This window comes from Methylobacterium sp. 10, from assembly GCF_000519085.1.
Taxonomy (GTDB): Bacteria; Pseudomonadota; Alphaproteobacteria; order Rhizobiales; family Beijerinckiaceae; genus Methylobacterium.
In genome coordinates this window covers 2,965,215-2,988,801 of the sequence record NZ_KI912577.1, presented here as the reverse complement: position 1 = coordinate 2,988,801, position 23,587 = coordinate 2,965,215, and the positions used below count along the sequence as shown (strand labels likewise).

Sequence of the window (23,587 nt, the reverse complement as noted above, 5' to 3'; positions counted from 1 at the left end):
CGCGCACTCGTCTCGTCGCCGCAGGGTGAAAGTCAGCCGGCTTTCGGCATCAGTGGGTGCAGAAGCTTGGCGAATCGTGCCGCCCACTCGATCTGGCCCGGCTCCAGGGCGATCAGATCCTGTCGGATCTCCACGAGGGCGTTGGGCAGGCCGCGCGCGATGGCGTGGCGGTCGATCGTATCCCCCGGCAGGCCGCCGCCATAAGGCTCGTTGTCGCCCACCGTCAAACCGGCGGGATCGGCGCGCAAGCCTGCGATGAGGGGCGCGCTCATCCGGTCGTCCCCATCCCACAGGATACCCACGTGCCAGGGCCGCAGGTAGCCGCGCCAGGACGCGGTGAAGCTGTGCATGGTGACGATGATGGGCGGTGCGCCCGCCTCCGTGGCCTGCGCGACGGCTGCATTCACCGCTTCGTCGAACGGCACGTAGAATCGTCTGATACGCTCGTCCTTGCCGGCCTCGTCGATGCGGGCGTTGCCCGGCACCACGGCACCATCCGACAGGCGCATGACCAGGGTCGGGTCCTCGCGTCCCCGGTTGGGGTCGATGACAAGGCGCGAGAACCGTGTGAGGACGGCCGGCGCACCGAGATGCGCCGCCAGACGCCGCGTCACTTCGGCCGCGCCGATATCGTAGGCAATGTGACGCTCGAATTCCCGTTCCGGAACGCCCAGCTGCGCCAGATCCTCTGGAACGTGATTCGAGGCGTGCTCGCAGATGAGAAGGAGGCCGGATGCGGGATTGCCTGGGATCGTCTCGACGGGATGCGGCGGAAACATGAGGCGGGCACGGTCCTTCGGGGCCGATCGGGAGAAAATCCCCCTGGGCAGGCAGGAAACACGCCGCCGGTCGCGCCATCGTACGCTTGCCGAGGCGGCAGGGCTCGGGCACAGCACGTATAGGCGATCGCGCCGCCACGGCAATAATCCGGCGGACAAGCAATCCGGCCCGCGCGATCGGACCTTGATGAGACACGGACACGCCATGACCGCGCCTTCACCCACCTCGCCCGCTTCCTCTCCTTCGTCCCATGATGCCGCCCGCGGCCTGCTTCTCGGTTTCCTCGACCAGGCGATCGCCGCCGCTCATCCCTCCCGCTGCCTGGTGCCGCACCTGCCCGCGCCTGGGCCCGGCCGGCTGATCATCCTCGGTGCCGGCAAGGCCGGCGGCAGCATGGCCGCCGTGGCGAGCCGATTCTACCGGGAGCAGCACGGCGTCGACGAGAGCCGCATCGTCGGCTTGGCGGTGGCCCGCCACGGCTACGGCGAGGAGGCGCCGATGATTCGTATGGTCGAGGCCGGGCACCCGGTGCCGGACCAGGCCGGCATCGACGCCACCATCGACGCCCTGAAGATCGCGGCCGATGCCGGTCCGGAGGACGACGTGCTGGTGCTGCTCTCGGGCGGCGGGTCGGCCAACTGGATCGCGCCCGCCGGCGACCTCACCCTCACCGAGAAACAGGCGGTCACCAAGGCGCTGCTGCGCTCGGGCGCGCCGATCAACGAGATCAACGCAGTGCGCAAGCACCTCTCCCGGATCAAGGGCGGACGTCTCGCCATGATGGCCCGCAACGCGCGCTCGATCCTGACGCTGGCCATCTCCGACGTGCCGCATGACGATCCGGCGGTGATCGCCTCCGGCCCAACCGTGCCCGATCCCTCGACGCTGGCCGATGCCCGCGAGATCTGCGATCGTCGCAACATCCCCCTGCCCGAGACCGCCAAGGCCCTCCTCAACGACCCGGCCAACGAGACCCCGAAGGCGGGCGACCCCTCCTTCGCCCGAGCCGAGTACCGCATCATAGCCCGTCCCATCGACGCCCTGGACGCGGCGGCGGACGCGGCCAAGCGCGCCGGCTACGAGGTCGTGATGCTCGGCCCCGACGTGGAGGGCGAGGCCCGCGAGGTCGCCGCGGAACACGCCGCTCTCGCGAAGGAGATGAAGGCGGCCGGCCGCAAGGTGGCGATCATCTCCGGCGGCGAACTCACCGTGACCATCGTCGGCGAGGGCCATGGCGGTCCGAACCAGGAATACGCCCTTGCCCTCGCCATCGGTCTCGATGGCGAATCCGGGATCCTCGGCATCGCCGCCGATACCGACGGCACCGATGGCGGACGCGGCGAGGCCACCGATCCGGCCGGCGGTCTCGTCGACCCGACGACGCTGGCACGTGCCCGTGCCGCCGGCCTCGATCCCGCTGCGATGCTCGCGGACAATGATTCGACGAAGTTCTTCGCCACGATCGGCGATCTCGTCCAGCCGGGTCCCACGCGCACCAATGTCAACGATTGCCGCATCATCCTCGTCGGTTAACGGCGTGAGCCGCCGCCGTGCGACCCCCTCCCCGCTGCGTGTGGGGAGGGGGAAGGTTCTCTGGCTCGCCCCTGCGCTGGCCGCCCTGTTTCTCACCGCCTCGCCCGCCCGCGCCGATCTGCGGATGTGCAACCAGACCGCAAGCAAGGTCGGCGTCTCGCTGGGATATCGCGATACGCAGGGCTGGGTGACGGAAGGGTGGTGGGACGTGGCCCCCAAAGGGTGCGAAATCCTGCTGCGCGGAGCCCTGGCGGCCCGCTTCTATTACGTCTACGCGGTGGACTATACCCGCGGCGGCGAGTGGAACGGTCGCTCGCTCATGTGCACCCGCGACACCGAATTCACGATTCGCGGCGTCGAGGATTGTCTCGCGCGAGGCTACGACCGCAACGGCTTCTACGAGGTCGATACCGGTGAGCAGAAAAGCTGGACGATCCAGCTCACCGACCCGAGCCAGCCTGCGGCGCCTTGAGAGTCTTCTTGAGGAAAGTGGTGAAGGCCGGCAAATCGACTGTCCATGCATCGAAACCAGGATGCTGGGGTTCGAGCCACGCCGAATATCGATGGCCCTTGACGATTGAAAGGCGAGCGTAATTGAAACGCAGCTGGTACGTCCCATCCATGATTGGAAGGATTTCGATCACTTGAAGGCCAGGTTTCGCGACAACGATGTGAGATAGTCCAGCGCCGTGAGGAGACATCATGACCGAGGCATGCCGGGCGATAGCGAATTGGTGCCAGAGAGGGATCTTGGAGAACTCCATCACGGTGAATCCGAGCTTTCTCGCTACGGCTTCCACATCGGCTTCATTCTTCATCACACGCCGGACGGCGTCTCGTCGTGTCACGTAGACGCGATCTGGCAGTTCAACGTTGTTGTTTGCGGCCAAGGTGCTCGCGCGTTCACTAAGTTCTTCGTAGATGCTATCTAGATGACGCCATCCTGACATGCCACGGAAACCGACCCGCGCGACCAACAGGCGTTCGACGAAGACCGATCTGTCTAGCTTTTGAACTGCATTTCCAAGATCGAGCATTTCAAGAGTATCTTGCTCGAAGCCGGACCGCGCAGCGTTGAGAAGGATTTTGCATCCCTCGTTTTCCATCAAACCACTGCTTTTGATCCATGCTAGTCTCGGAAGATAATCAATGAGCCAATGATATATTCCGCGGCTTCCACGATTGAGACCAAGCGCGAGCGGTATGTTCTCCGTCTGGGTCCTGTCGGTGACATCGAGGGGGAACCCCTTCGAAACGACGATCGCTTTATTCTCGGTCCAAATTTGCCCGGAGGGATGGGTGAAAACGTTCCTGTACTCGGAAACTGTGGGTTTCAGGGGGCGTGCAATGAGACGATTGAATACTGCAACTTCGCGTTTCAAACCCTTGAGGTGCCGCGCATCAGTGTTGGATGAAGCAACGAGCTTGACGCTACCGAAAACTTCCTGAACAGGCTGAGGAGCAAAGCTCAGTTCGGATACAGTTGGTTTTATCGACGATCCGCCTCCACTCACCTTCGCGACCAGATCAAGAAGTTCCCGTTTGATCTTGGTGTCGCGCAGGTGCTTAAAAACGAGGCCAGTCGACTTGAGGAAACGTGTCGTATCGTGAAGGGATGGCGTATCTATGAGTAGGCGGGCCGCCAGATGTGCGCGCTTGTTAACAGCAAGTTGCCGCACAGTCGCAAACTTTACCGCTTGCGGAAGCGCTGCGTTGGGAAGATCCTTTAAAATGCAACCGATAATATCGTCGTCAGAAAGGATGAAAGCAGCCTGCAAGCGTTGAAGAAGCAGCTGTGGCTGTTGTTTAATCAACTCAGAGTTGTTAGTAATTGCTATTACTTGATCCCAGCGATTGGCTGCTGCCTCTTCGCGGCAGGTCTTTACTGCTTCTCGTGCACGAATAATAATTGTGGAAGGGGCGCCAAATAGCACTGATCAATAATCCTGTTGTTAATCGAAAGTTTAGTTGAGGAGATTCAGAATTTTTCTGCCTCTGCTGTGCGGATAGCAATACGCTTCTGTTTACGTTCCGCCTTCCGAGTCTCAATGTGAGAGTCCTTGCGCACCCTTATGCGGGCCTGACGCTTCATTTCAGCTTTTTCCGAACGAGGAGGGGCATGTTGTTCGCTCATCGAACTCACTCCTGTCTAATCTCGACTCAGACCCGACTGGGCGTCCGGCATCGCACGTGCGGGGTACAGCATGCCGGACAATTCTGTAAACCCGAACACCTTCCCGCAGCAGGTGATTTTGGGTTGGCAAGGTTCGAGTGTGGAGCCCATGATCCACGCGTATCGTCTTGCGGCTTGCGAGGCCGGCGAACGTGCCCTTCACTCACGTTGCTCCAAAGGCGGCACCACCCCCCTCGGTGGTGCCGGAGAGAACGAGTTTCAGCAGCTTGACGTGTGTGCCGTCGCAGTGCTTCTGCCCCCCTACCCCCAATCGGCCGATCGAAACCGACGGGTATCCTCGAAAAACTGGAGACCGGAGTGAAACGCTCGCGCCGCACGAAGATCATCGCCACCCTCGGTCCGGCTTCCGACACGCCGGAGATGATCGAGAAACTGTTCCGCGCCGGTGCGGACGTGTTCCGGCTCAACATGAGCCACCTTCCGCGCGAGAAATTGCCCGAGAAGATCGAGGTGATCCGCACCATCGAGCGCGAGTTGCGCCGGCCCATCGCGGTCCTGGTGGATCTCCAGGGGCCGAAACTGCGGGTCGCTGCCTTCGCCGACGGCAGCGCGATCCTCGAGAACGGGGCCTCCTTCGTCCTCGATTCGGATCCGACGCCGGGCGATATCCATCGTGTCTACCTTCCTCACCCCGAGATTCTCTCCGCGCTGGAGCCGGGGCACGTCGTCATCATCGATGACGGAAAGCTGCGCCTTGTCGTGACCGAGGTCTCCGAAGGACGTGCGGTGACCGAGGTCGTCATCGGCGGCAGGATTTCCAACCGCAAGGGCGTGTCCCTGCCCGACACCGTGATTCCGGTGGCGGCGATGACCGAGAAGGATCGTGGCGATCTCGAAGCCGGGCTCAATGCCGGGGCGGATTGGATCGCGGTCTCCTTCGTCCAGCGTCCCGAGGACGTGGCCGAGGTGAAGAAGGTCGCCGCCGGCCGCGCCCTGGTGATGGCCAAGATCGAGAAGCCACAGGCCCTCACCCGCCTCGACGAGATCATCGAGATCTCCGACGGGATCATGGTCGCGCGCGGCGATCTCGGCGTGGAGATGCCGCTGGAGCAGGTGCCCGGCGTGCAGAAGCGGATCACGCGTGGTGCCCGTCGTCTCGGCAAGCCCGTCGTGGTTGCGACGCAGATGCTCGAATCGATGATCACGGCACCGGTGCCGACACGCGCCGAGGTCTCGGACGTGGCGACCGCCGTCTACGAAGGCGCCGATGCGGTGATGCTGTCGGCCGAAAGCGCGTCCGGCGCCTTCCCGATCGAGGCGATCTCGATGATGAGCCGCATCGCCGAGCAGGTGGAGCGCGACGCCCTGTATTGGACGATCCTCACGGCGCAGCGTTCGGAGCCCGACGCCACCGCATCGGACGCCATCGCGGCGGCCGCCCATCAGATGGTCGACGCCCTCGGCCTCACCGCCATCATGGCCTGGACGCATTCGGGATCGACGGCTCTGCGCCTTGCCCGCTCGCGCCCCAACGCCACGATCATCGCGCTGACCCCGAAGCGCGAGACCGCCCGGCGTCTGGCGATGTGCTGGGGTACGCACCCGATCGTCACCAACGACGCCAGCGATGTGGACGACATGGCCTTCCGCGCGGCGAAATTCGCCGTTCGCGAGCGCTTCGCCGAGATCGGTGATCGCGTCATCGTGGTGGCCGGCGTGCCGTTCGGGACGCCGGGCGCCACCAACCTCGTGCGGATCGCCTTCGTCACCCGCGATCACGCCGCGAGAGCCTGATCGCCTGTCAGGGCGCGACGGGCTCATGTCTCGTCGCGCCGATCCGGGTGGCGAGCCCTTCGACGGCATCTACGAGGGCGTCCGTTGCCATGTAAGGCACCATGTGGCCGATGCCGGGCAGGAGAATGAGCCGGGCGCCGGGGATGATCCCGGCGAGGGGTTCGGCATGGCGCGTTGCCGGAACGGCGGCATCCGCATCGCCGGAGATGATCACTGTCGGTGCGGCGATGGTGCCATAGCGCGGAGCCTGGGCCGCCAGGGCGGCGGGCAGGCCGATCAGGTCTTCGAGATTTGCGAGCATCGTCGAGGGGCGCAGCACCAGGGCTGAGCGGCTCCGCTCGAGATAGTCCCCGGGGATTTCCTGCGGCCGAAAGGCCGCACGGCCTGCGCGTTCGAGATAGTAGAGGCCGATCGGTGTCGCGACGGTGCGGCTGAGCAGCCATGCGACCGGAGGCTTCAGGGCGAGACGGTAGTACCACGGCAGGGGCGCCATGGCGGGAAACGGCATCGCCACCGGTGCAACCAGAACGAGGCCCGAGACGACCTCCGGATGGTCGAGGGCGATGGCGCCGGCCAGGGCGCCGGACCAGGAATGTCCGAGCAGGATCACGGGGCCCGTCCCCATCCGCTCGATCGCCTGTGCGATCGCATGGCCCTGCGCCGCCGGGCTCGCCCCATCACGACCGCCAAGGCGGTCGCTCCAGCCGTATCCGGGCCTGTCGAAGGCAATTACGCGAAAGCCGCTCTCGGCGAGCCTGCGGCCGACACCTTCCATCGGGTCGGCCGCGTTGGCGGAGGCTCCGTGCAGGAGCACGACAGTCCCCTTCGACGACGCTTTCGGGCCGGCCTCGATGGTGGCGAGCCGCCCGCCATCCACCTCAATGAAGGGCCCTTGCGGCGGAAACCGGGTGCCGACCCGCAATGTAACGATCAGGGTGACGAGGGCTCCGGCCGCGAGCACGCAGACGATCACCCCGAGCATCGCGCCCGCGATCAGTCCGAGCCAATGCAAAAGTATCATGTCCGGCTAGAGATCCCGCCCGTCAATCTCCGGCGCCAATCGATCGATGGCGCTCTGAAGCTTCTCCATGCGCGGATAGATTGCGGAGGCGCGGCGGAAGGCATCCAAGGCGCGACGCTTGTCATCCATGGAGAGATAGATCCGTCCCAAAGCCGCCCAGGCCTCGTAATGCCGTGGTTCCAGCACCAGCGTCCGCTGCAGATCGGCCACGGCGTTGGTCTGGTCGGTGAGAAGCCAGAACACCGTGGCCCGCCGGTTCCAGCCCTCGGCCCATTGCGGTTCTAGATGGGTGGCGCGGTCCATCAACTCGACGGCGAGGGCATAGTCGCGGCCCGACATCGCCTGACGGGCGCGTTCCGTGAGAAGGTCGGCGGTGGCGCTGCCGGAGCGGCCGAGGCGCTGCTCGATCAGACGGGAGATGCCTTTGGCCTCGGCATCGTCCTCGGACGCCTTCAGCCTCGCATACAGATCCTCGAGGCTCGGCGCCTGCACCTTCCTGGGTGCATCCTTGCCGTCTCCCTTGCCCTGTCCGGTCTCCCGGCCCGCTTGCGGAAGCGCGTCGGCGGACGATAGCCCATACGAAAAAAACGCGGCGCTCAGGAGCGCAGCGTTGACAAGAATTCCGAATGGCCGGGACAGCGTCATGACAGCGAGCTTCCTCGCCCTTCACGCCGCCGTCAACAGGCAGGCTTGACGCGGCTGCCCATGTTCCGGGCAGCCCGCAGCCTCAGCCCTGGCGGGCCTTGAAGCGCTTCTGCGTCTTGTTGATGACGTAGACGCGGCCCTTGCGGCGCACGAGCTGGTTGTCGCGGTGACGGCCACGGAGGGACTTGAGGGAGTTGCGAATCTTCATCGGTCTCACGTCGGCCGGGTTTGAGCCCGCCGCCTGTCCATAGGGTCTCGGGGACGAGGCACCTTGGAAAGGCGTCCTCGGCGATGGCAGTTCACACATCGCGGAAAGGCGGTTGCCATATCAGGCTTGAGCGCCTGAAGGCAAGGTACAACCGACCTGCCGGTGATGCGGATTCTTCAAACTTTTGCGCTGGTGCACGTCCGGGGCCTCATTGTCCGTCGTTCGAAGCCTTCAGCGCTCTCGCCAAGCCTTGGCGATCTGATCGGTCAGGGGCTTCGTCAGGTAGGAGAGCACGGAACGGTCTCCGAGCTGCATGTACGCCTCCACGGGCATGCCCGGCACGAGCTGGACCTTTCCGAGGCGCTCCACCTGATCCTCGGGCAGACGAATGCGCGCGGTGTAGTAGGTCATGCCGCTCTTGGGATCCTGGGAGACGTCGGCCGAGACGCGGCTCACGATCCCGTCGATCTCGGGCGTCACCCGCTGGTTGAAGGCCGGAAAGCGCAGGACCGCTCGCTGGTCCACGCGCACGTTGTCGATGTCCTGCGGTTGGATCCTGACCTCGACGATCAGCTTGTCGGCGTCGGGCACGATGAGCATCGCCGGCTCGCTGGGCACCACGAGACCGCCGATCGTGTGCACCGTCAGCTGGTGGACCGTGCCGTTCTGGGGCGAGCGCATGTCGATCCGCTTGAGCTGATCCTCGGCGGCGATTCGCTTCTCCACATATTCCGACCAGCGACCGCGGATCTCGGCGAGCTCCTTGCCGGTCTCGGTCCGCATGTCCTGGTCGATCTGGAAGATCTGCAGCTCGATCTCGGTGATCTTGCCCTTGGCCGATGCGGTGGAAGCGATGAGCTGCCCGCGCTCGCCCTGCAGGCGGGCGCCGTCCCGTTCCAGAGCGGTGACGCGCGAGAGCGGCACGAGGTTCTTGCCATAGAGCTCGCGCACGCCCTTCAGCTCGGTTCCGATCAAGGCCGTTTCCCGCTCCTTGGCGGCGGCCTGCTCGGTGAGCCCCTTGATCTCCTCGCCAAGCTGGGAAACGCGCTCGCGCAGCTGTGCCTTCTGGCCCTCGCGGCCAGCGACGCGGGCAAGGAACAGGCGGGTTTCGCTGTCGACCAGATGGGCGACGGACGGATCCTTGGCCTTGCGGGCCAGGAGATCCGGCGGGAAGGCGATCTCGGATGCGCCGTCGCGCTCGGCCTCGTCGCGGGCCCGACGGGCCGCGAACTCATCGAGCGCCTTCAAGATGATGTCGAGATTGGCCCGGGTCTGGGTCTCGTCCAGGCGGATCAGGATGTCGCCGGCCTTGACCCGCGCGCCTTCCTTCACCCGCAATTCCCCGACGACTCCGCCGGTGGGGTGCTGCACCTTCTTCACGTCCGATTCGACCATGAGCTGGCCCGGCGCGATCACGGCACCGGAAATCATCGTGAAGGTGGCCCAGCCGCCGACACCGATGACGAGGACGGCGCCGACACCGATCGCCGCTGCGAGATGACGGCGGATCGACCCGTTGGCGGTGGAGCGGATTTGAGCTGCGGGGAATCCGTTGGGCGACAGTGCGATGGCCATCACGCGCTCTCCTGCAGGGTGGCGACGTTCGCGCCGGTACGTTGTGCGGCGACTGGCTCGGCGGCGGGAGCCGGCGTCGATCGAAGGACGCGCTTGAGCACCTCGTCCTTCGGGCCGAAGGCCTGGGCGCGCCCATCGGCCATCATCAGGATCATGTCGACGGCCGCCAGAGCGCTGGGGCGGTGCGCCACGACGATGCAGATGCCGCCGCGCTGCCGTACCCCGACGATGGCCTGGGTCAGGGCGTTCTCACCCTCCCCATCGAGGTTCGAGTTCGGTTCATCAAGCACCACGAGGAAGGGGTCGCCGTAGAGCGCCCTCGCCAATCCGACCCGCTGGCGCTGCCCCGCCGACAGCCCCGCCCCGCCCTCTCCGATCCGGGTGTCGTAGCCTTCCGCCAGACGCAGGATCATCTCATGGATGCCCGCTGCCTTGGCGGCCGCGATGACCGCGCCCGACTCGGCATTGGGGTCGAACCGGGCGATGTTCTCGGCGATGGTGCCGGCAAACAGCTCCACCTCCTGCGGCAGGAAGCCGATATGGGGCCCGAGATCGGCGCTCGACCATTGGTCGATGGCCGCACCGTCGATCCTGACCTTGCCGCGCACGGGCGGCCAGACGCCGACGATGGCGCGGACGAGGCTCGACTTGCCCGAGGCGCTCGGACCGATGATTCCGAGCCCCTGCCCCCGCTGCAGGGAAAGGCTGACATCCTGTACAACGATGCGCTGGGTCCCAGGCGGTGCGAGGGTGACGTTTTCGGCCACGAGGCTCTGCGACGGCGCGGGCAGAGCGTGGGGCTGTTCGACGGCGGGCAGGCGGGCGAACAACTCCGAGAGCCGTGCCCAGCTCTGGCGCGCCTGCACAAATCCCTTCCAGTTGGCGATGGCGAGTTCCGCCGGTGCCAGGGCCCGGGCGACGAGGATCGACGAGGCGATGATGACGCCGGCCGAGGCGAGATTGTTGATGACGAGCCAGGCGCCGAGGGCGAGCACGCCCGATTGCAGCGCCATGCGGAACACTTTCGAGCCCGCGCCGAAACCGCCCGCGACGTCCGAGACGGTCATCTGGGACTGCATGTAATCGCGGTTGGCTCCGCCCCAGCGATCGGCGAAACGCCCCTGCATCCCCATGGCGGCCAGCACCTCGGCGTTGCGGCGCCCGGCTTCCGCCAGGCCGTTGCGACGCATGCCGTGGGCAGTGGCGGTCTGGGTCGGGGCGCGGGTCGACCGATCCGTGGTCAGGGCCAGGACCGCCAGGACCGCCGCGCCGACGAGGGCCGCGATACCGATGAGGGGGTGGAACAGGAAGCAGATGAAGACATAGATCGGCATCCACGGCAGATCGAAGAAGGCCGACGGGCCCGTGCCGCCGAGGAAGGCGCGCAACTGGTCGAGGTCGCGCAGGGGCAGCAGCCCGTCGCCCGGGGTCGCGCCCTTCAGGGGGGCCCGCACGACGATGTCGAACACCCGCGCACTGAGAGCTTCGTCCAGCGACGCGCCGACGCGCGCGAGGATGCGCGAGCGGATCGTCTCCAGGACGCCCTGAAATCCGTAGAGGACGAGGGCGAGGATCATGAGGCCGACGAGTGTCGGCACGCTCCGGCTCGGAATGACGCGGTCGTAGACTTCGAGCATGAAGAACGAGCCGGTCAGATACAGAATGTTCACCAGCCCGCTCATCACCGCGACGCCGATGAACGCGGCCCGACAACTTGCCAACGCCGAAATGATTTCGGCCGATTCCCGCCCCTTAGCCACTGCCGCCCCCGCCGTCGCGTTCGATTGTCAAGTTTAGATGGGATAGTATTCTGTGATACCGTTTGGGAACGGCGGTCCGACACTCGCTCCCTTTATAAGAAAAGCGAGAAATCGAGAACTCGAAAACATGCTTCTGCGGTTGGATTATGGCCGTCTGTGTCCAGCGGGTGCGTCTCTCGCGACGTATGCCCCCCGGATCTCGCGGCCTCAGGGGGGAGATGAATCGTTTCATCCGCCCGAGACACGGCGTTCGTATTGGGAAGAGGAAACGATGCCGCCGGCAGGGGTGGGTGGCCGATGACTTGCCTGCATGGGGCGGCTGCTGAGCCCGTGAAGAAACCCTCAGTAGGCATGGTCCGTAAACGTTCTCAGTCTATGTCGATCTGAGAAACGGTGAAGCGCCGGAGCGTCTTAAGTGCGGTCGGACAAAGAAACGGATAAGGCACCAGAGCCGGTATCACGGCGCGAGGACCGAAGCTCGACCAACTGGATTGCCAACGTCAGGCTTCCCGATGGCCGAGAGATCCCGTGCACCGTGAAGGATGTGTCAAAATCCGGCGCCAAGCTCGGTATCCCCGCCTACCACGCTCTGCCCGACTCGTTCCTGCTCCGCATCATTGGCCGGGACTTCGTCTGCATGGTGAAGCTCGCCTGGAGGCGCGGCGACTATGTCGGCGTCAGGATCGAGCGCGTCGGCAAGGTGGCGCCACCGCGCGTCCAGGCCGCGGCGCCGCAGCCGGTGGCCACCTCCTCGGACCAGCCGCAGGCGATCGACGAACCGGGCGGCGTCGGTATTCCTTCCCGCAGGCGAAAGCCATCGCCCTTCTGACGCGGGACCGAAGCGGTCTCCGATCGCATCAGGCCCGGATCAGGTCCCTCATGCCGGGCGCCTTCTCGCTGCCGGGGAAGATCGTCTCGGAGAGGACCTTCTCCTCGAAACCGAACTGGTCGATCAGCAGGCCTTTCATCACGGCACGCAGATCCATCGTCGGCGCGAGATCGCGGCCTTCGAACAGGGCGCTCTCCTTGAGGCTCGGCCAGTCGGCGATCACCCGCCCCCCCGCCACCGCCCCCCCGACGAGGAAAGCGACCGTGGCCGTGCCGTGATCCGTGCCGGAGGAGCCGTTCACATGCACCGTGCGGCCGAATTCGGTGACGATCAGCACCGATGTCCGGGCCCAGGAGGCACCGAGCCCCTCCTTGATCGCCGCCATGCCGGCATCGAGGGAGGCGAGGTTCTTGGCAAGGCGCCCTTCATAGGGGCCTTGCGAAGAGTGGGTGTCCCAGCCGTCGAAATTCATCACGGCGATGCGGGGCCCGGTCACCGGGGCCATGAGCGAGGCCGCGGCGCGCGCGGCTGAGGCAAAGCTGTTGGGGCCCTTCAACGGCTGCTTGCCCATCGCCGCCATGCTTGGATCCGATGCGATGAAGTCGTCGACCTGCACGCCCTCCCGGAGGGCATTGGCCAGGGCCTGGTCCTTGTCGTCGTAGAGAGCCTGGAGGCGCATCAGCGTATCCGCCGCGGCGTAGGGCATCGTCTGCGGTTGCCAGGTCTCCACCTGGGCCGGACCACGCAGGATCAGCGGCGTCGTCGCGCTCACGGAGAGGGCCTTGGTCGGCCGCAACTCGATGCCCTTGGCCTTGGGAATGAGGGACAGCGCCCGATTGAGCCAGCCGGTATCGATGCCCGAACTCGCGCGCGTCATCCCGTTCTCGAGGACCTGCTGCGCGTCGAAATGAGATCGGGCGCGATAGGGGGTGGCGACGGCGTGGAACAGCGTGGCCTCGCGCTTGGCATAGAGGTCCGCCAGGTTCGGCATCGCCGGGTTGAGCGAGAACAGCGGGTCGAGCCGAAACGGCGTATGTGTCGGGGACAGCTTGAAGTCGGAGCGGATCGCCGCGAATTGCGGATCGCCCACCGGCATCACCGCCGAGAGGCCGTCGAGGCCGCCGCGCAGAACCACGACGAGAAAGCGCGGGTCGCGCCCCGAGGCGGCCCAGACCTTGGGCACATAGGGCCATGCGAAGAGCGCACCGGCGCCGAGCAGCAGGTTGCGGCGCGTCGGCAGGTGGGCATGTTCCTGAGGGTTCATGGGGTCATCGCCTCTCGACCGGCTAGCGCCGCTGGAATTCCGGGCTCAGCATCAGCAGGGCCAAGGCCTGTTCAGGGCTTTCGCCCTGCCTGATCACGCGCCGCGTCTCGACCGAAAAATAGCTGCCGATCCGGTCGTCCACGAGTTTGCGGATGTCGACGTGATCGGCGTTGAGCGTCGCGCATTGCTGCGCCCAGTCGATCCGGCTCTTGATGCCGTCCGAGGTCACCCAGGCATCGTCCTCCTCGGCCCAACCCTTCGGCGACGGGGCGGCCAGGAAGGGCTGGCCCATGGCGAGGAGCGAGGCGTTCGGCGATGGCTTGACCGGAGCTTGCCCGAGGAGGCGGCCGGTTGCGGCGAGGAACTCCATCGGCGGGCGCAGCTTCACGGGGGCGGCGGTCCAGGCTTCATCAGCCTGGATCAGGGCGGCGGTCACGGCCTTCAAGTCTCCGTCGCTGTCCATGAAGACCTTGGCGAGGCTCTTCTGCAGCGAGTCCGACACCTTTTCCGAGACGAACGCACGTGCCATCCGCCGCGTTACGTAGCGCGCAGTCGATGGGTGACGGGCAAGATCGGTCAGGACGGCGAGGAACTCACCGGCTCCCGCCTCGGCGTAGCGCTTGCCGAGGATGGTCTTCGGCCCCGGCTGATGCTGGCGCTCGCGGAACACCACTTCTCCGAAGGTCTCGGAATGCGGCTTGAGATCCACGGTCCAGCCCGTGAGGACGGTCGCCAGCGCCGTGACGTCGGCCTGGCTGTAGCCGCCGTCGACGCCGAGGGTGTGGAGTTCAAGCACCTCGCGCCCGAGATTCTCGTTGAGACCGGATTTCTTGATGCGGCCGACTCTGGAATCAGGGCCCGTCGAGGCCGTATTGTCCAGGTAGTAGAGCATCGAGGGGTGCAGGATCGCCGCTTTGGCCATGTCGTGGAAGCGGCCAAGGATGAACGGCCGGATCGCTTCGCGCTGGAATGCTCCCGCAGTGAGGCTCCCCTTGCCTTTGCCGGTCGATACGGTGAAGTGGTTGCTCCAATGCAGGAACAGCCGCTCCTGCAAGGGGGCCCTCGTCGTCGCGGCCAGCCTGAGCCAGGCGATCAGTTCGTCGGGGTTCTTCGTGACCGGACCCAGCGTGACTTGGCTCTCGGCCTCGTTCTCCATCATGCCGCCGCGCATCGACGGTTCAGCGCGGGGCGCCATGGCCATGGCGCCATCCTCCATCGAGCCACCCTGCATGCCGCGGCCCTGCTTGACCTTGGCGTCGCCGGATCCGGCATCCTCCATCGCCTCGCGACGCTGCCTGGCGATCTGACGGCGTTGCATCATCGCCTGCAACTGGTCGCTGCTGGACATCAGCTTGGCGTCGGGCGCCATCAGCGGCATGTCGAGTTGAGTACGGACGTAGCCGCGCGGATCGTCGACGGCGGGCAGATCGAGGGCGCTGCATCCGAGACCGAACCGTCCGACCGCATTCGAGAATGCCAAGTTTCGGCTCATCATCATCTCCGGCATCCGGGACCGCGGGCCGAGATGCCGGGCGCCGAATGAAAGCGCTCGTCTTACACGATCTGTCTGAGGCGGTTGTGTGACCGGGCCGGTGGCTCACGCAAGCGTGACGGTGGCCGGCATCAGGCAACGGGCCTTCGCCGATCATGCCGCGATGGGAGCGGAGACTTCGCCGGACGAGCAGGACCTGCGTGGTCGAAGAGGCTCTGCGTCAACGAGAAAAGGCCCCGTTCCCGGGGCCTTTTTTCTCTCGTCCATTCCACTGAGGCAGGAATGGTGGGCGCGACAGGGATCGAACCTGTGACCCCTACCATGTCAAGGTAGTGCTCTCCCGCTGAGCTACGCGCCCCGGCTGAAGCGTTTCCGCTGCAGCGAGGAGCGGCGTATAGCTTTCGGCTTGAACGGGCGTCAAGGGCCTTTTGCCGGAAAGGAAGCGTTTCGGTCGCCAAGGCCACGCTTTCTCCAATGATCCCCGCTTCTACTGCGCGCTTCGGGATATCGTCCTTATGCTGCGCCGCAGCAGAACGGTGCCGAATTGAGCGGGTCATTCCGGAGAAAAGGGGATGTCCAAATCGGGCATAAGTGGCGACAAAAATTCAATGGAAAATTTTCAATTCAGCTCACAAATAGATCGCTGGATGTGATGCATTATAAGATTTTAATCAAGATAGCTATACATTATATATAATAGTTGCGTTTTATATGTTTACATGGTTTGGCAATATCATATCGATCTAAACGCAGAAATAATAATTGATAGAACTTATTGTTCTATAAAATCCAATAATATTATAAATACATAGGTGTTATAAAGCGATTTCATCGATATCCATCATGATATTGATCAAGTTTTTGACGGATCAATCGGGCTGCTGGTGGGGTGATTTATATTAAAAATGAGCATGGTAGTGAGTGTGTGATTTTTATCAGCCCTCGAAACTGTCCGGATCTTGAAGCCCATCCCGTCTCTGTGCTGCAGCAAAGCTGCCATGGGTTGGACACGGTTCCGACTGCATATTATGCATCAAAGGGTCGACCGTTCGTTGCAAGTGCGAGACGGTGGCGTCCTCGATCAAGAGCGTGTGCGAATCGAACGTGATCAAGCGTACAGACATAGCGATCGTCGGCCGTTCGTGCCGGTTGCCCGGCGCTGCCAGCGTCGATGGCCTCTGGCAGCTTCTGAGCGAAGGACGGTGCGCCGTTGGCCGCATCCCTGAGGATCGCTGGTCGCTGGAGCGCTTCGGTCACCCGCGCGCTCAGGAGCGCGGCAAGAGCTACACTTGGTCGGCGGGCGTTCTCGACGACATCTGGTCGTTCGATCCCGGCGTGTTCGGCATCTCGCCGCGCGAGGCCGAGCAGATGGACCCGCAGCAGCGGCTTCTCCTCGAACTGACCTGGGAAGCCCTGGAGGATGCGGGCCTGCGTCCCTCCGCCGTGGCCGGCTCGCAGATCGGCGTGTTCGTGGGCGCTTCGTCCCTCGATTACGGCAACCTGCGCGTCCTCGATACGTCCTCGGGCGATGCCTATGCCGCGACGGGCAACACGCTCTCGATCCTGTCGAACAGGATCTCCTACATCTACGACCTGAAGGGCCCGAGCTTCACCGTCGATACGGCCTGCTCCTCCTCCCTCGTGGCGCTCGATGCCGCCGTCGCGGCGATCGCCAGCGGCCGGATCGATACCGCGGTGGTTGCGGGCGTGAACCTGCTCGCGAGCCCGTTCAACTTCATCTGTTTCTCCAATGCGCAGATGCTGTCCCGCACCGGGCTCTGCCAGGCCTTCTCGGCCAACGCCGACGGCTATGTCCGGTCCGAGGGCGGCGTCGTTCTCGTGCTGAAATCGGCGCGTCAGGCGGCCCGCGACGGCGATACCGTCCGCGGCGTCATCGCGGCCAGCGGCGTGAATTCCGACGGCCGTACCACCGGCATCTCCCTGCCCTCCGGCTACGCGCAGGGTACCCTGCTCGAACAGGTCTATCGCGAGGCCGAGATTGATTTCGACGCGGTGGCCTTCGTCGAGGCGCACGGCACCGGCACGGCGGTGGGCGATCCGATCGAGGCCGGCGCCATCGGCGGCAAGATCGGACGGCCCCGCAAGGAGCCCCTGCCGATCGGCTCGATCAAGAGCAATATCGGCCATACCGAACCGGTCTCGGGCCTCGCCGGCCTACTCAAGGCGAGCCTCGCCCTCGAGCACGATCTGCTGCCGCCCTCGCTGCATGCTGCCGTGCTCAATCCGGACATCCCCTTCACCAAGCTGAATCTCTCGGTGGTCACCGCACCGCTGGCGCTTCCACGTGGCCGCGGCGAGCGTTTCGCCGGCGTCAACTCGTTCGGTTTCGGCGGCACCAACGCCCATATCGTCCTCACCGATGGAGCGCCGGCTCCTGCCACGAGCGAGGCCGGACGCCCGCCCGAATTGCTGCTCCTCTCGGCCCAGAGCCGCGCGGCCCTCAACGAACTCGCCCTCGACTACGCCGAGCGGTTCGAACAGGCCGATGAGGCAGAGACCGTGCGCATCGCCGCCGCCGCCGCCCATCGGCGCGAGCGCCTGTCCACCCGTCTGGCCATGCCCCTCGACGCCGACCTGCCCGCCACCTTGCGCGCGGTCGCCGATGCCGAGGAGACCGACATTGCCCGGGTCGGCACCGCCGTCGACCGCAATGCGGACGTGGCTTTCGTCTATTCCGGCAACGGCAGCCAATGGGTCGGGATGGGCCGCGAGGCGTATGAGCGCAGCGCCGCCTTCCAATCCGCCTTCGACCGGATCGACGTCCTGTTCGCCGAGATCTCGGGCTGGTCGTTGAAGGAAGCCCTGTTCGCCGAGGATCTCGCCGAGCGCATGGTCCTCACCCGGGTGTCGCAGCCCCTGATCTTCGCGATCTCCAGTGCGTCGACCACGGCCCTGAAGGCCGCCGGCCTCGTCCCCTCCTTCGTCCTCGGCCACAGCGTCGGCGAGATTGCGGCCGCCGAGGGGGCCGGTATTTTGAGCCTGGAACAGGCGGTGAAGGTCATCTTCTACCGCAGCCAGCATCAGGAGACGACGCGGGGCCTCGGCACCATGGCGGTGCTGCTGGCGCCCGTCGAGGAGATCGAGATCTTCCTCAAGGATTATCCGAGCCTCGACATCGCGGCCTACAACAGCCCGAAGGCCGTCACCGTGGCGGGCCCCGTCGCCGATATCGACGCGGCGATGAAGGCGTTGGCGCGCAAGCGCCGCCGTGGCCGCAAGCTCGACCTCGCCTACCCCTTCCACGGCCGGCTGATGAACCCGACCGAGACGCCGTTGCTGCGCGATCTCGCCGGACTCAAGCCCCATCCCGGCGCCATCGCCATGGTGTCCACCGTGACCGGCACCGTGCTCCCCGGCGGAGAGTTCGACGCCGGCTATTGGTGGCGCAACATCCGCGAGCCGGTGCGCTTCTCCGATGCGGTCCAGGAGGCGACCCGCAAGGGAGCCCGGATCTTCGTCGAGGTCGGCCCGCGGGCGACCCTGCTGCCGCATATCGGCGATTGTATCGAGCCCCTCGGCATCGAGAACGCCACGGTGGGCGTCCTCACCAACAAGCCCGTCGGCAGCGACCCCTTCGCCCGCGCCCTGGCCTCGGCCCTCGTCCACGGTGCCGCCATCGACGAGGCGATGGTCTTCGGCGAAAATCCGAAGGGCGACGTCGCCCTGCCCTCGTATCCGTGGCAGCGCCGGCCTTTCCGCCTGTCCGAGACGTCGGAGGGCGTCGGTGCGGCCACCGCTCGGACCTATCATCCGCTCTACGGTTCGCGTTTGTCTCCGGACGGGCTCGAATGGCTCGGCCACGTGGATATCGCCACGGTGCCCGATCTCGACGATCACCGCATCGACGGTCAGGCGATCCTGCCGGGTGCGGCCTTCATCGAGATGGCGCTGGGCGTCGCCCGCGAAGCAATGCGCAGTGATGACGTCGTGCTGGCCGAGTTCGAGATCCAGTCTCCGATGGTCTTCGCCGAGGAGGCCCTTCGCGAGGTCGCCGTTCGGCTCTCCGGCAGCGGCAACCAGATCCAGATCCTGAGCCGGCCGCGCCTGACACAGGCGGGCTGGCAGCTGCACGCCTCCGCCAAGGTCGTGGATGGCACCTTCGCGGCCCGTCCGCGACAGGACATCGACATCCCGGCCGAGAACGCCGTCGAGGGGGCCGGGCTCTATCGCCTCGCCGCCGCCTCGGGCCTCGATTTCGGGCCGAGCTTCCGGCAGGTCGCGCTCAGCTCACGCGTGGACGAGACGACCATCGTCTCGCAATTGAAGCCGGCCGAGGCAGACCTCCGGTTCGGCCTCGTGCCGGCGCGGCTGGACGCCTGTTTCCACGGCCTGATCCTGCTCTTCGCCGACCTGATGGGCGAGGGCTCGACCAAAGCCTACGTTCCGGTGCGCTTCGGCGAGATCAGGCTGATGCGCCCGGGCGCCGTCATCGCGCGGGCGATGATCCGCACCCGGCGCTGCAACGAGCGCAGCATCCTGGCCGACTTCACCCTGGTGGACGAGGCGGGCGAGGTGATCGCTACCCTGCGCGAAGGCCGCTTCCAGGCCCTGCGCACCAAGTCCGGGCAGGATCTCGCCGCCTATGCCATCGCGCAGCGGTCCGAACTCGCCACCGAACCCACCGCGATCCCCCTCGACCGTCGCGCCCGCATCGCCGATGCCGTTCGCCCCGGCATCAAGGCGGCTCTCGCCCCGGCGGATGCAGCCCTCTCGCCGGGCCATCTGCTTCTCGAAGGATGGGCCACCTCGCTGGCCTACCGCATGGCCGAGGGGCTGCAGCGCTCCGGCACCGTCGCCATCGACGAGCGCGTGCCGGAGGCAATGCGGCCTTGGCTCCTGAACGCCCTCTACGCCCTGGAGAGCAGCGGCCTCGCCACCCTCGACGGAACGCGCTGGACCCTGCGCAAGGACGTCACCCTGCCCGCGCCCGACGAGATCATGCGCTGGATCGCGGCCGACCATCCCGAGCTCTCCGCCGAACTGGTGCTCACGGCGGATCTCGGCGCCGTCGTCGCCCGCCTCGTGGCCGGTGAACTCGTGAGCCTACCGACCCTGTCGCAGAACGCCCTCGACGCCTTCGTCCTGCGCAGCGCCACCGCCCGCGCGTCGTCCGATGTCATCGCCGCGATCTGCGAGGGAGCACGTGCGGACCTGCCGAAGGACCGCGCGCTGCGCCTCCTCCAGGTCGGGTTCGGGCCGCTTTCGGCCCAGGCCGCTGCCATCGCCGACGGCATTGCCGCTCAGCTCACCGTGTTCGAGACCGATCGGCGCCTCGCCGAGCGGGCCCGCCTCGCTCTGCCTCGCGGCGTCACCGTGATCGAGGACGAGGCGGATCTGACGGAGAGCGGTTTCGACGCGATTCTGGCGAGCAACGTCCTGCACCGGTCAGAGCGCGGCCTCCTCGGCAAGGTCGCCGATGCCCTCGCCACCGGCGGCTTTCTTCTGGCGGTGGAGCCGGGTGCGTCTCTGTTCCGCGATCTCGTCTTCGGCCTGATGCCGGATTGGTTCGAGAGCATGGACGGGATGCCGCTGGGTCGCCTCGACGACATCACCGGTTGGCAGCGTTCGCTCAGCGATACCGGCCTCGTCCGCATTGCCGTCGACCGGGCTGCCTCGGCCAATGGCGACGATCTCCTGTTCCTCGCCGAGGCGCCGGTACGGGCAAAGGCCTCCACAGGTCAGACCTTCACCTTCATCATCGGCTCGCAGGATTCCTTCGCCGCCGAAACCGCCTCCTCGCTGGCGACGCTCCTCGTCGCCGCCGGCGTCCATGTCTCGATCATCCTCGATTCGGAACAATCCCTGCTCGAACTCGAACGTGAGACCCCCGACACGGTGGTGTTCCTCGCCGGGGCCTTCGGCTCCGATGGCGAATCCGCCGACCGGCTGCGCGAGCGCTGCCTCGGTCTCAAGCGTTGCGTCGAGCATCTCGGCACGCGCCAGACCCGTCTCTGGGTCGTCTGCCCCGGCGCGACGCGCCACGACGGTGCGGGCGCAGTGGAAGCCGGTCTCTGGGCCTTCACCCGCACCCTCGCCAACGAGGTCGCCAATCTCGACATCCGCCGCATCGACCTCACCGAGGCCATGCGGACCAAGATCGCTTCGGAGCGCCTGCGCGACGTGATCCTGTCGGGCACCCCCGAAACGGAGATCGTCCTCGACGTCGATGCCACCCGCGTGATCCGGTTCTCGCCGGGGCAGCTCTCGCGCCGCCCAGCCGTCGATGCCGTGCCCGCGCCGGCCGCGCAGCTGGAGCGCAGCGCCACGGGGGGCCTCAACGACATGCGTTGGGGACCGACCGAGCGACGCGTGCCCGGGCGTGGTGAGGTCGAGATCGCGGTGGAGGCCACCGGCCTCAACTTCCGCGACGTGCTCTGGGCGCTCTCCATGCTCCCCGAGGAAATCCTCGAGGACGGCTTTGCCGGACCGCGCCTGGGTCTCGAAGTCGCCGGCCGCGTGGTCTCGGTGGGCAAGGGCGCTGCGGCGTTCAAGGTCGGCGATCGCGTCGTCGCCTTCGCCCAGTCGGGATTCTCGACTCACATCGTCGTGCCCGAACTCGTGGTGGCGCCGAGCCCCCCCGGTCTCGATCCCCAGGCGGCGGCCACGGTGCCGGTGGCCTTTCTCACCGCCTATTACAGCCTCGTCAGCTGCGCCCGCCTGCGGCGTGGTGAGTGGGTGCTGGTCCATGGCGGAGCCGGCGGCGTCGGGCTCGCCGCCCTGCAGATCGCCAAGCTGAAGGGTGCGCGTGTCATCGCCACCGCCGGCTCGCGCGAGAAGCGAGCCCTCGTGAAGGCGCTCGGGGCCGAGCACGTCCTCGATTCCCGCTCCCTGGCCTTCGTCGACGAGGTTCGCCGCATCACCGGCGACGGCGTCGGCGTGGTGTTGAACAGCCTGTTCGGCGAGGCGATGGAGCGCAGCCTGAACTGCCTGAAGCCGTTCGGCCGCTTCATCGAACTGGGCAAGCGGGACTACGTCGCCAACACCCATATCGGCCTGCGGCCGTTCCGCCGGAACCTCTCGTATTTCGGCGTCGACCTCGATCAGGTGCTCCAGCACCAGGGCGAGGACGGAGCGCGCCTGTTCCGCGAGGTGATGGCCCTGTTCTCGGAAGGGGGCCTCAAGCCCCTGCCGTTCCAGCCCTTCACCGCCGACGAAGTCTCCGACGCATTCCGACTCATGCAGCAATCCGGACATGTGGGGAAGATCGTCATCGCGCCGCCGAAGCCCGGCAGCATCGTGGTCGAGCGCAAGTCCGATTTCCGGGTCTCGGCGGAGGGCGTGCACGTCATCACCGGCGGGCTCGGCGGCTTCGGCATCGAGGCGGCCCGTTGGCTCGCCGACCGGGGAGCCCGTCACCTCGTCCTCGTCGGACGAAAGGGCGCGTCGAGCCCGGAAGCCAAGCAGGTGGTGGCCGATCTCGCGGCCCGCGGCGTCAGCGTCGCGGCGATGGCCTGCGACATCACCAGCCGCCAGGCGGTGGACGACCTCATTGAGGAGGTCGAGAGCGGCGGCCGCAAGCTCGCCGGCGTGATCCACGGGGCTATGGTGCTGCAGGACGGCCTCATCGCCAACCTCGATACCGCCTCCCTCGACGCGGTGATCCGCCCGAAGGTCGTCGGGGCCGAGCATCTCGACGCCGCGACGCGGGGCCGGTCGCTCGATTACTTCGTCCTGTTCTCATCGGCCACGACCTTCATCGGTAATCCGGGCCAGGGCGCCTACGTCGCTGCCAACGGCTTCATGGAGGGCCTCGCCCGTCGTCGCCGGGCGCTGGGACTGCCCGCTCTCGCTGTCGCCTGGGGCGCCATCGGCGATGTCGGTGTGCTCGCCCGCAACCGAGCGGTGATGGAGACCTTGGCGGGCCGTGTCGGCGTGACGCCGATGGATGCCCGCCGCTCCCTCGACCTCATGGCCGAGGCCCTGGAAGGACAAAGTTCGTCACCCGACGACGCCGTTCTCGCCATCGCCTCGATGCACTGGGGCAAGGCGCGCGAGCGCTTGGCCACTATGCGCTCCCCGAGCTACGGCGACCTTGGCTCGGACCAGCAGGCGGAAGCCGGTACGGTGGCCACCATCGACATCGGCGGCCTGCTCAAGACCCAGGATCTCGACGCCGTGCGCAAGACCGTCTCCGACGCCATCGTCGAGGACATCGCCCGCATCCTGCGTCTGCCCAAGGACGATATCAGCCGCGTGCGCCATCTCTCCGAGATCGGCCTCGATTCGCTGATGGGCGTGGAGTTGGGCGCCAGCCTGCAGGAGCGCTTCGCCCTCGATGCGCCGCCTTCGGGCATCTCCTCGGGATTGACCGTGGTCGAACTGGCGGAGACCCTGATCCAGTCCGTGGCCGCCCCCGTGGACGAAGCGTCGGCGGCGGTGATGAGCCTGGCCCAGCGCCATGCCAGCGAGGGCGTCGACGTGCGTACCCTCGAGCCGTTCCACGAGCTCGTCGAGCAGAACAGCCTCCAGATCAAAGAGATCCTGCCGTAAAGGAGGGCTGGCCCGAGCCAGCCCTCATGATCCGCAACCGG

15 protein-coding genes and 1 tRNA gene are annotated in these 23,587 nt (G+C 66.1%); 5 read left to right on the top strand and 11 right to left on the bottom strand.

Annotated features, from left to right (window positions below; translation table 11 throughout):
* Nucleotides 1-32: 32 nt before the first annotated feature.
* Nucleotides 33-779, bottom strand: a complete 747-nt coding sequence (locus K368_RS0113785; protein WP_027172922.1) for an N-formylglutamate amidohydrolase — start codon at nt 777-779, stop codon at nt 33-35.
* Between the two features lie 205 nt (nt 780-984).
* Here K368_RS0113785 and K368_RS0113780 point away from each other — a divergent pair, with 205 nt between their 5' ends.
* Entirely contained in the window at nt 985-2,313 is a 1,329-nt protein-coding gene (locus K368_RS0113780; protein WP_027172921.1) for a glycerate kinase, read from the top strand.
* 124 nt (nt 2,314-2,437) lie between these two features.
* Nucleotides 2,438-2,785 carry a DUF1036 domain-containing protein gene (locus tag K368_RS0113775; RefSeq protein WP_245259688.1) on the top strand — a complete coding sequence of 116 codons (348 nt, stop codon included), beginning with the start codon at nt 2,438-2,440 and terminating at the stop codon, nt 2,783-2,785.
* Here K368_RS0113775 and K368_RS26035 read toward each other — a convergent pair.
* Both K368_RS26035 and K368_RS26680 read right to left on the bottom strand, forming a co-directional pair.
* Complete coding sequence (locus K368_RS26035; protein WP_081739575.1) at nt 2,754-4,247, bottom strand: glycosyltransferase family 61 protein; 1,494 nt, start codon at nt 4,245-4,247, stop codon at nt 2,754-2,756. The two genes, K368_RS0113775 and K368_RS26035, sit on opposite strands and share 32 nt — an antisense overlap.
* A gap of 44 nt (nt 4,248-4,291) precedes the next feature.
* Nucleotides 4,292-4,447, bottom strand: a complete 156-nt coding sequence (locus tag K368_RS26680) for a hypothetical protein (protein ID WP_155935144.1) — start codon at nt 4,445-4,447, stop codon at nt 4,292-4,294.
* A gap of 357 nt (nt 4,448-4,804) precedes the next feature.
* Here K368_RS26680 and pyk point away from each other — a divergent pair, with 357 nt between their 5' ends.
* Nucleotides 4,805-6,241 carry a pyruvate kinase gene (gene pyk, locus K368_RS0113765; RefSeq protein ID WP_027172918.1) on the top strand — a complete coding sequence of 479 codons (1,437 nt, stop codon included), beginning with the start codon at nt 4,805-4,807 and terminating at the stop codon, nt 6,239-6,241.
* A gap of 7 nt (nt 6,242-6,248) precedes the next feature.
* On the opposite strand, the gene K368_RS0113760 is transcribed toward pyk, so the two are convergent.
* From K368_RS0113760 to K368_RS0113740, 5 genes are all read right to left on the bottom strand, one after another.
* A complete protein-coding gene (locus tag K368_RS0113760; protein ID WP_027172917.1) occupies nt 6,249-7,262 on the bottom strand; it encodes an alpha/beta hydrolase in 1,014 nt (337 codons plus the stop codon).
* Nucleotides 7,263-7,268: 6 nt separating this feature from the next.
* Nucleotides 7,269-7,907, bottom strand: a complete 639-nt coding sequence (locus tag K368_RS0113755) for a hypothetical protein (protein ID WP_027172916.1) — start codon at nt 7,905-7,907, stop codon at nt 7,269-7,271.
* Nucleotides 7,908-7,989: 82 nt separating this feature from the next.
* Nucleotides 7,990-8,115, bottom strand: a complete 126-nt coding sequence (ykgO, locus tag K368_RS0113750) for a type B 50S ribosomal protein L36 (protein WP_003601867.1) — start codon at nt 8,113-8,115, stop codon at nt 7,990-7,992.
* A 231-nt stretch (nt 8,116-8,346) separates the two neighbouring features.
* Nucleotides 8,347-9,690 (bottom strand): HlyD family type I secretion periplasmic adaptor subunit, encoded by a 1,344-nt coding sequence (locus K368_RS0113745; protein ID WP_027172915.1) that lies wholly within the window; start codon nt 9,688-9,690, stop codon nt 8,347-8,349.
* Nucleotides 9,690-11,450: a type I secretion system permease/ATPase gene (locus K368_RS0113740; protein ID WP_027172914.1), complete on the bottom strand. Its 1,761-nt coding sequence runs from the start codon at nt 11,448-11,450 to the stop codon at nt 9,690-9,692. The genes K368_RS0113745 and K368_RS0113740 overlap by 1 nt, the downstream gene beginning before the upstream one ends.
* Nucleotides 11,451-11,865: 415 nt before the next feature.
* On the opposite strand from K368_RS0113740, the gene K368_RS25600 reads away from it, so the two are divergent.
* On the top strand, nt 11,866-12,279 hold the full coding sequence (locus K368_RS25600) for a PilZ domain-containing protein (protein WP_155935142.1): 414 nt from the start codon (nt 11,866-11,868) through the stop codon (nt 12,277-12,279).
* 28 nt (nt 12,280-12,307) lie between these two features.
* Here K368_RS25600 and K368_RS0113730 read toward each other — a convergent pair whose 3' ends face one another.
* The 3 genes from K368_RS0113730 to K368_RS0113720 all read right to left on the bottom strand — a co-directional run bounded on the left by K368_RS0113730 (nt 12,308) and on the right by K368_RS0113720 (nt 15,393).
* Nucleotides 12,308-13,543 carry a DUF1501 domain-containing protein gene (locus tag K368_RS0113730; protein ID WP_027172913.1) on the bottom strand — a complete coding sequence of 412 codons (1,236 nt, stop codon included), beginning with the start codon at nt 13,541-13,543 and terminating at the stop codon, nt 12,308-12,310.
* 22 nt (nt 13,544-13,565) lie between these two features.
* Complete coding sequence (locus K368_RS0113725; RefSeq protein ID WP_245259576.1) at nt 13,566-15,023, bottom strand: DUF1800 domain-containing protein; 1,458 nt, start codon at nt 15,021-15,023, stop codon at nt 13,566-13,568.
* 295 nt (nt 15,024-15,318) lie between these two features.
* Nucleotides 15,319-15,393: transfer RNA gene (locus K368_RS0113720), tRNA-Val, on the bottom strand.
* A 746-nt stretch (nt 15,394-16,139) separates the two neighbouring features.
* On the opposite strand from K368_RS0113720, the gene K368_RS0113715 reads away from it, so the two are divergent.
* Nucleotides 16,140-23,546 (top strand): type I polyketide synthase, encoded by a 7,407-nt coding sequence (locus K368_RS0113715; RefSeq protein ID WP_155935140.1) that lies wholly within the window; start codon nt 16,140-16,142, stop codon nt 23,544-23,546.
* Nucleotides 23,547-23,587: the final 41 nt, after the last annotated feature.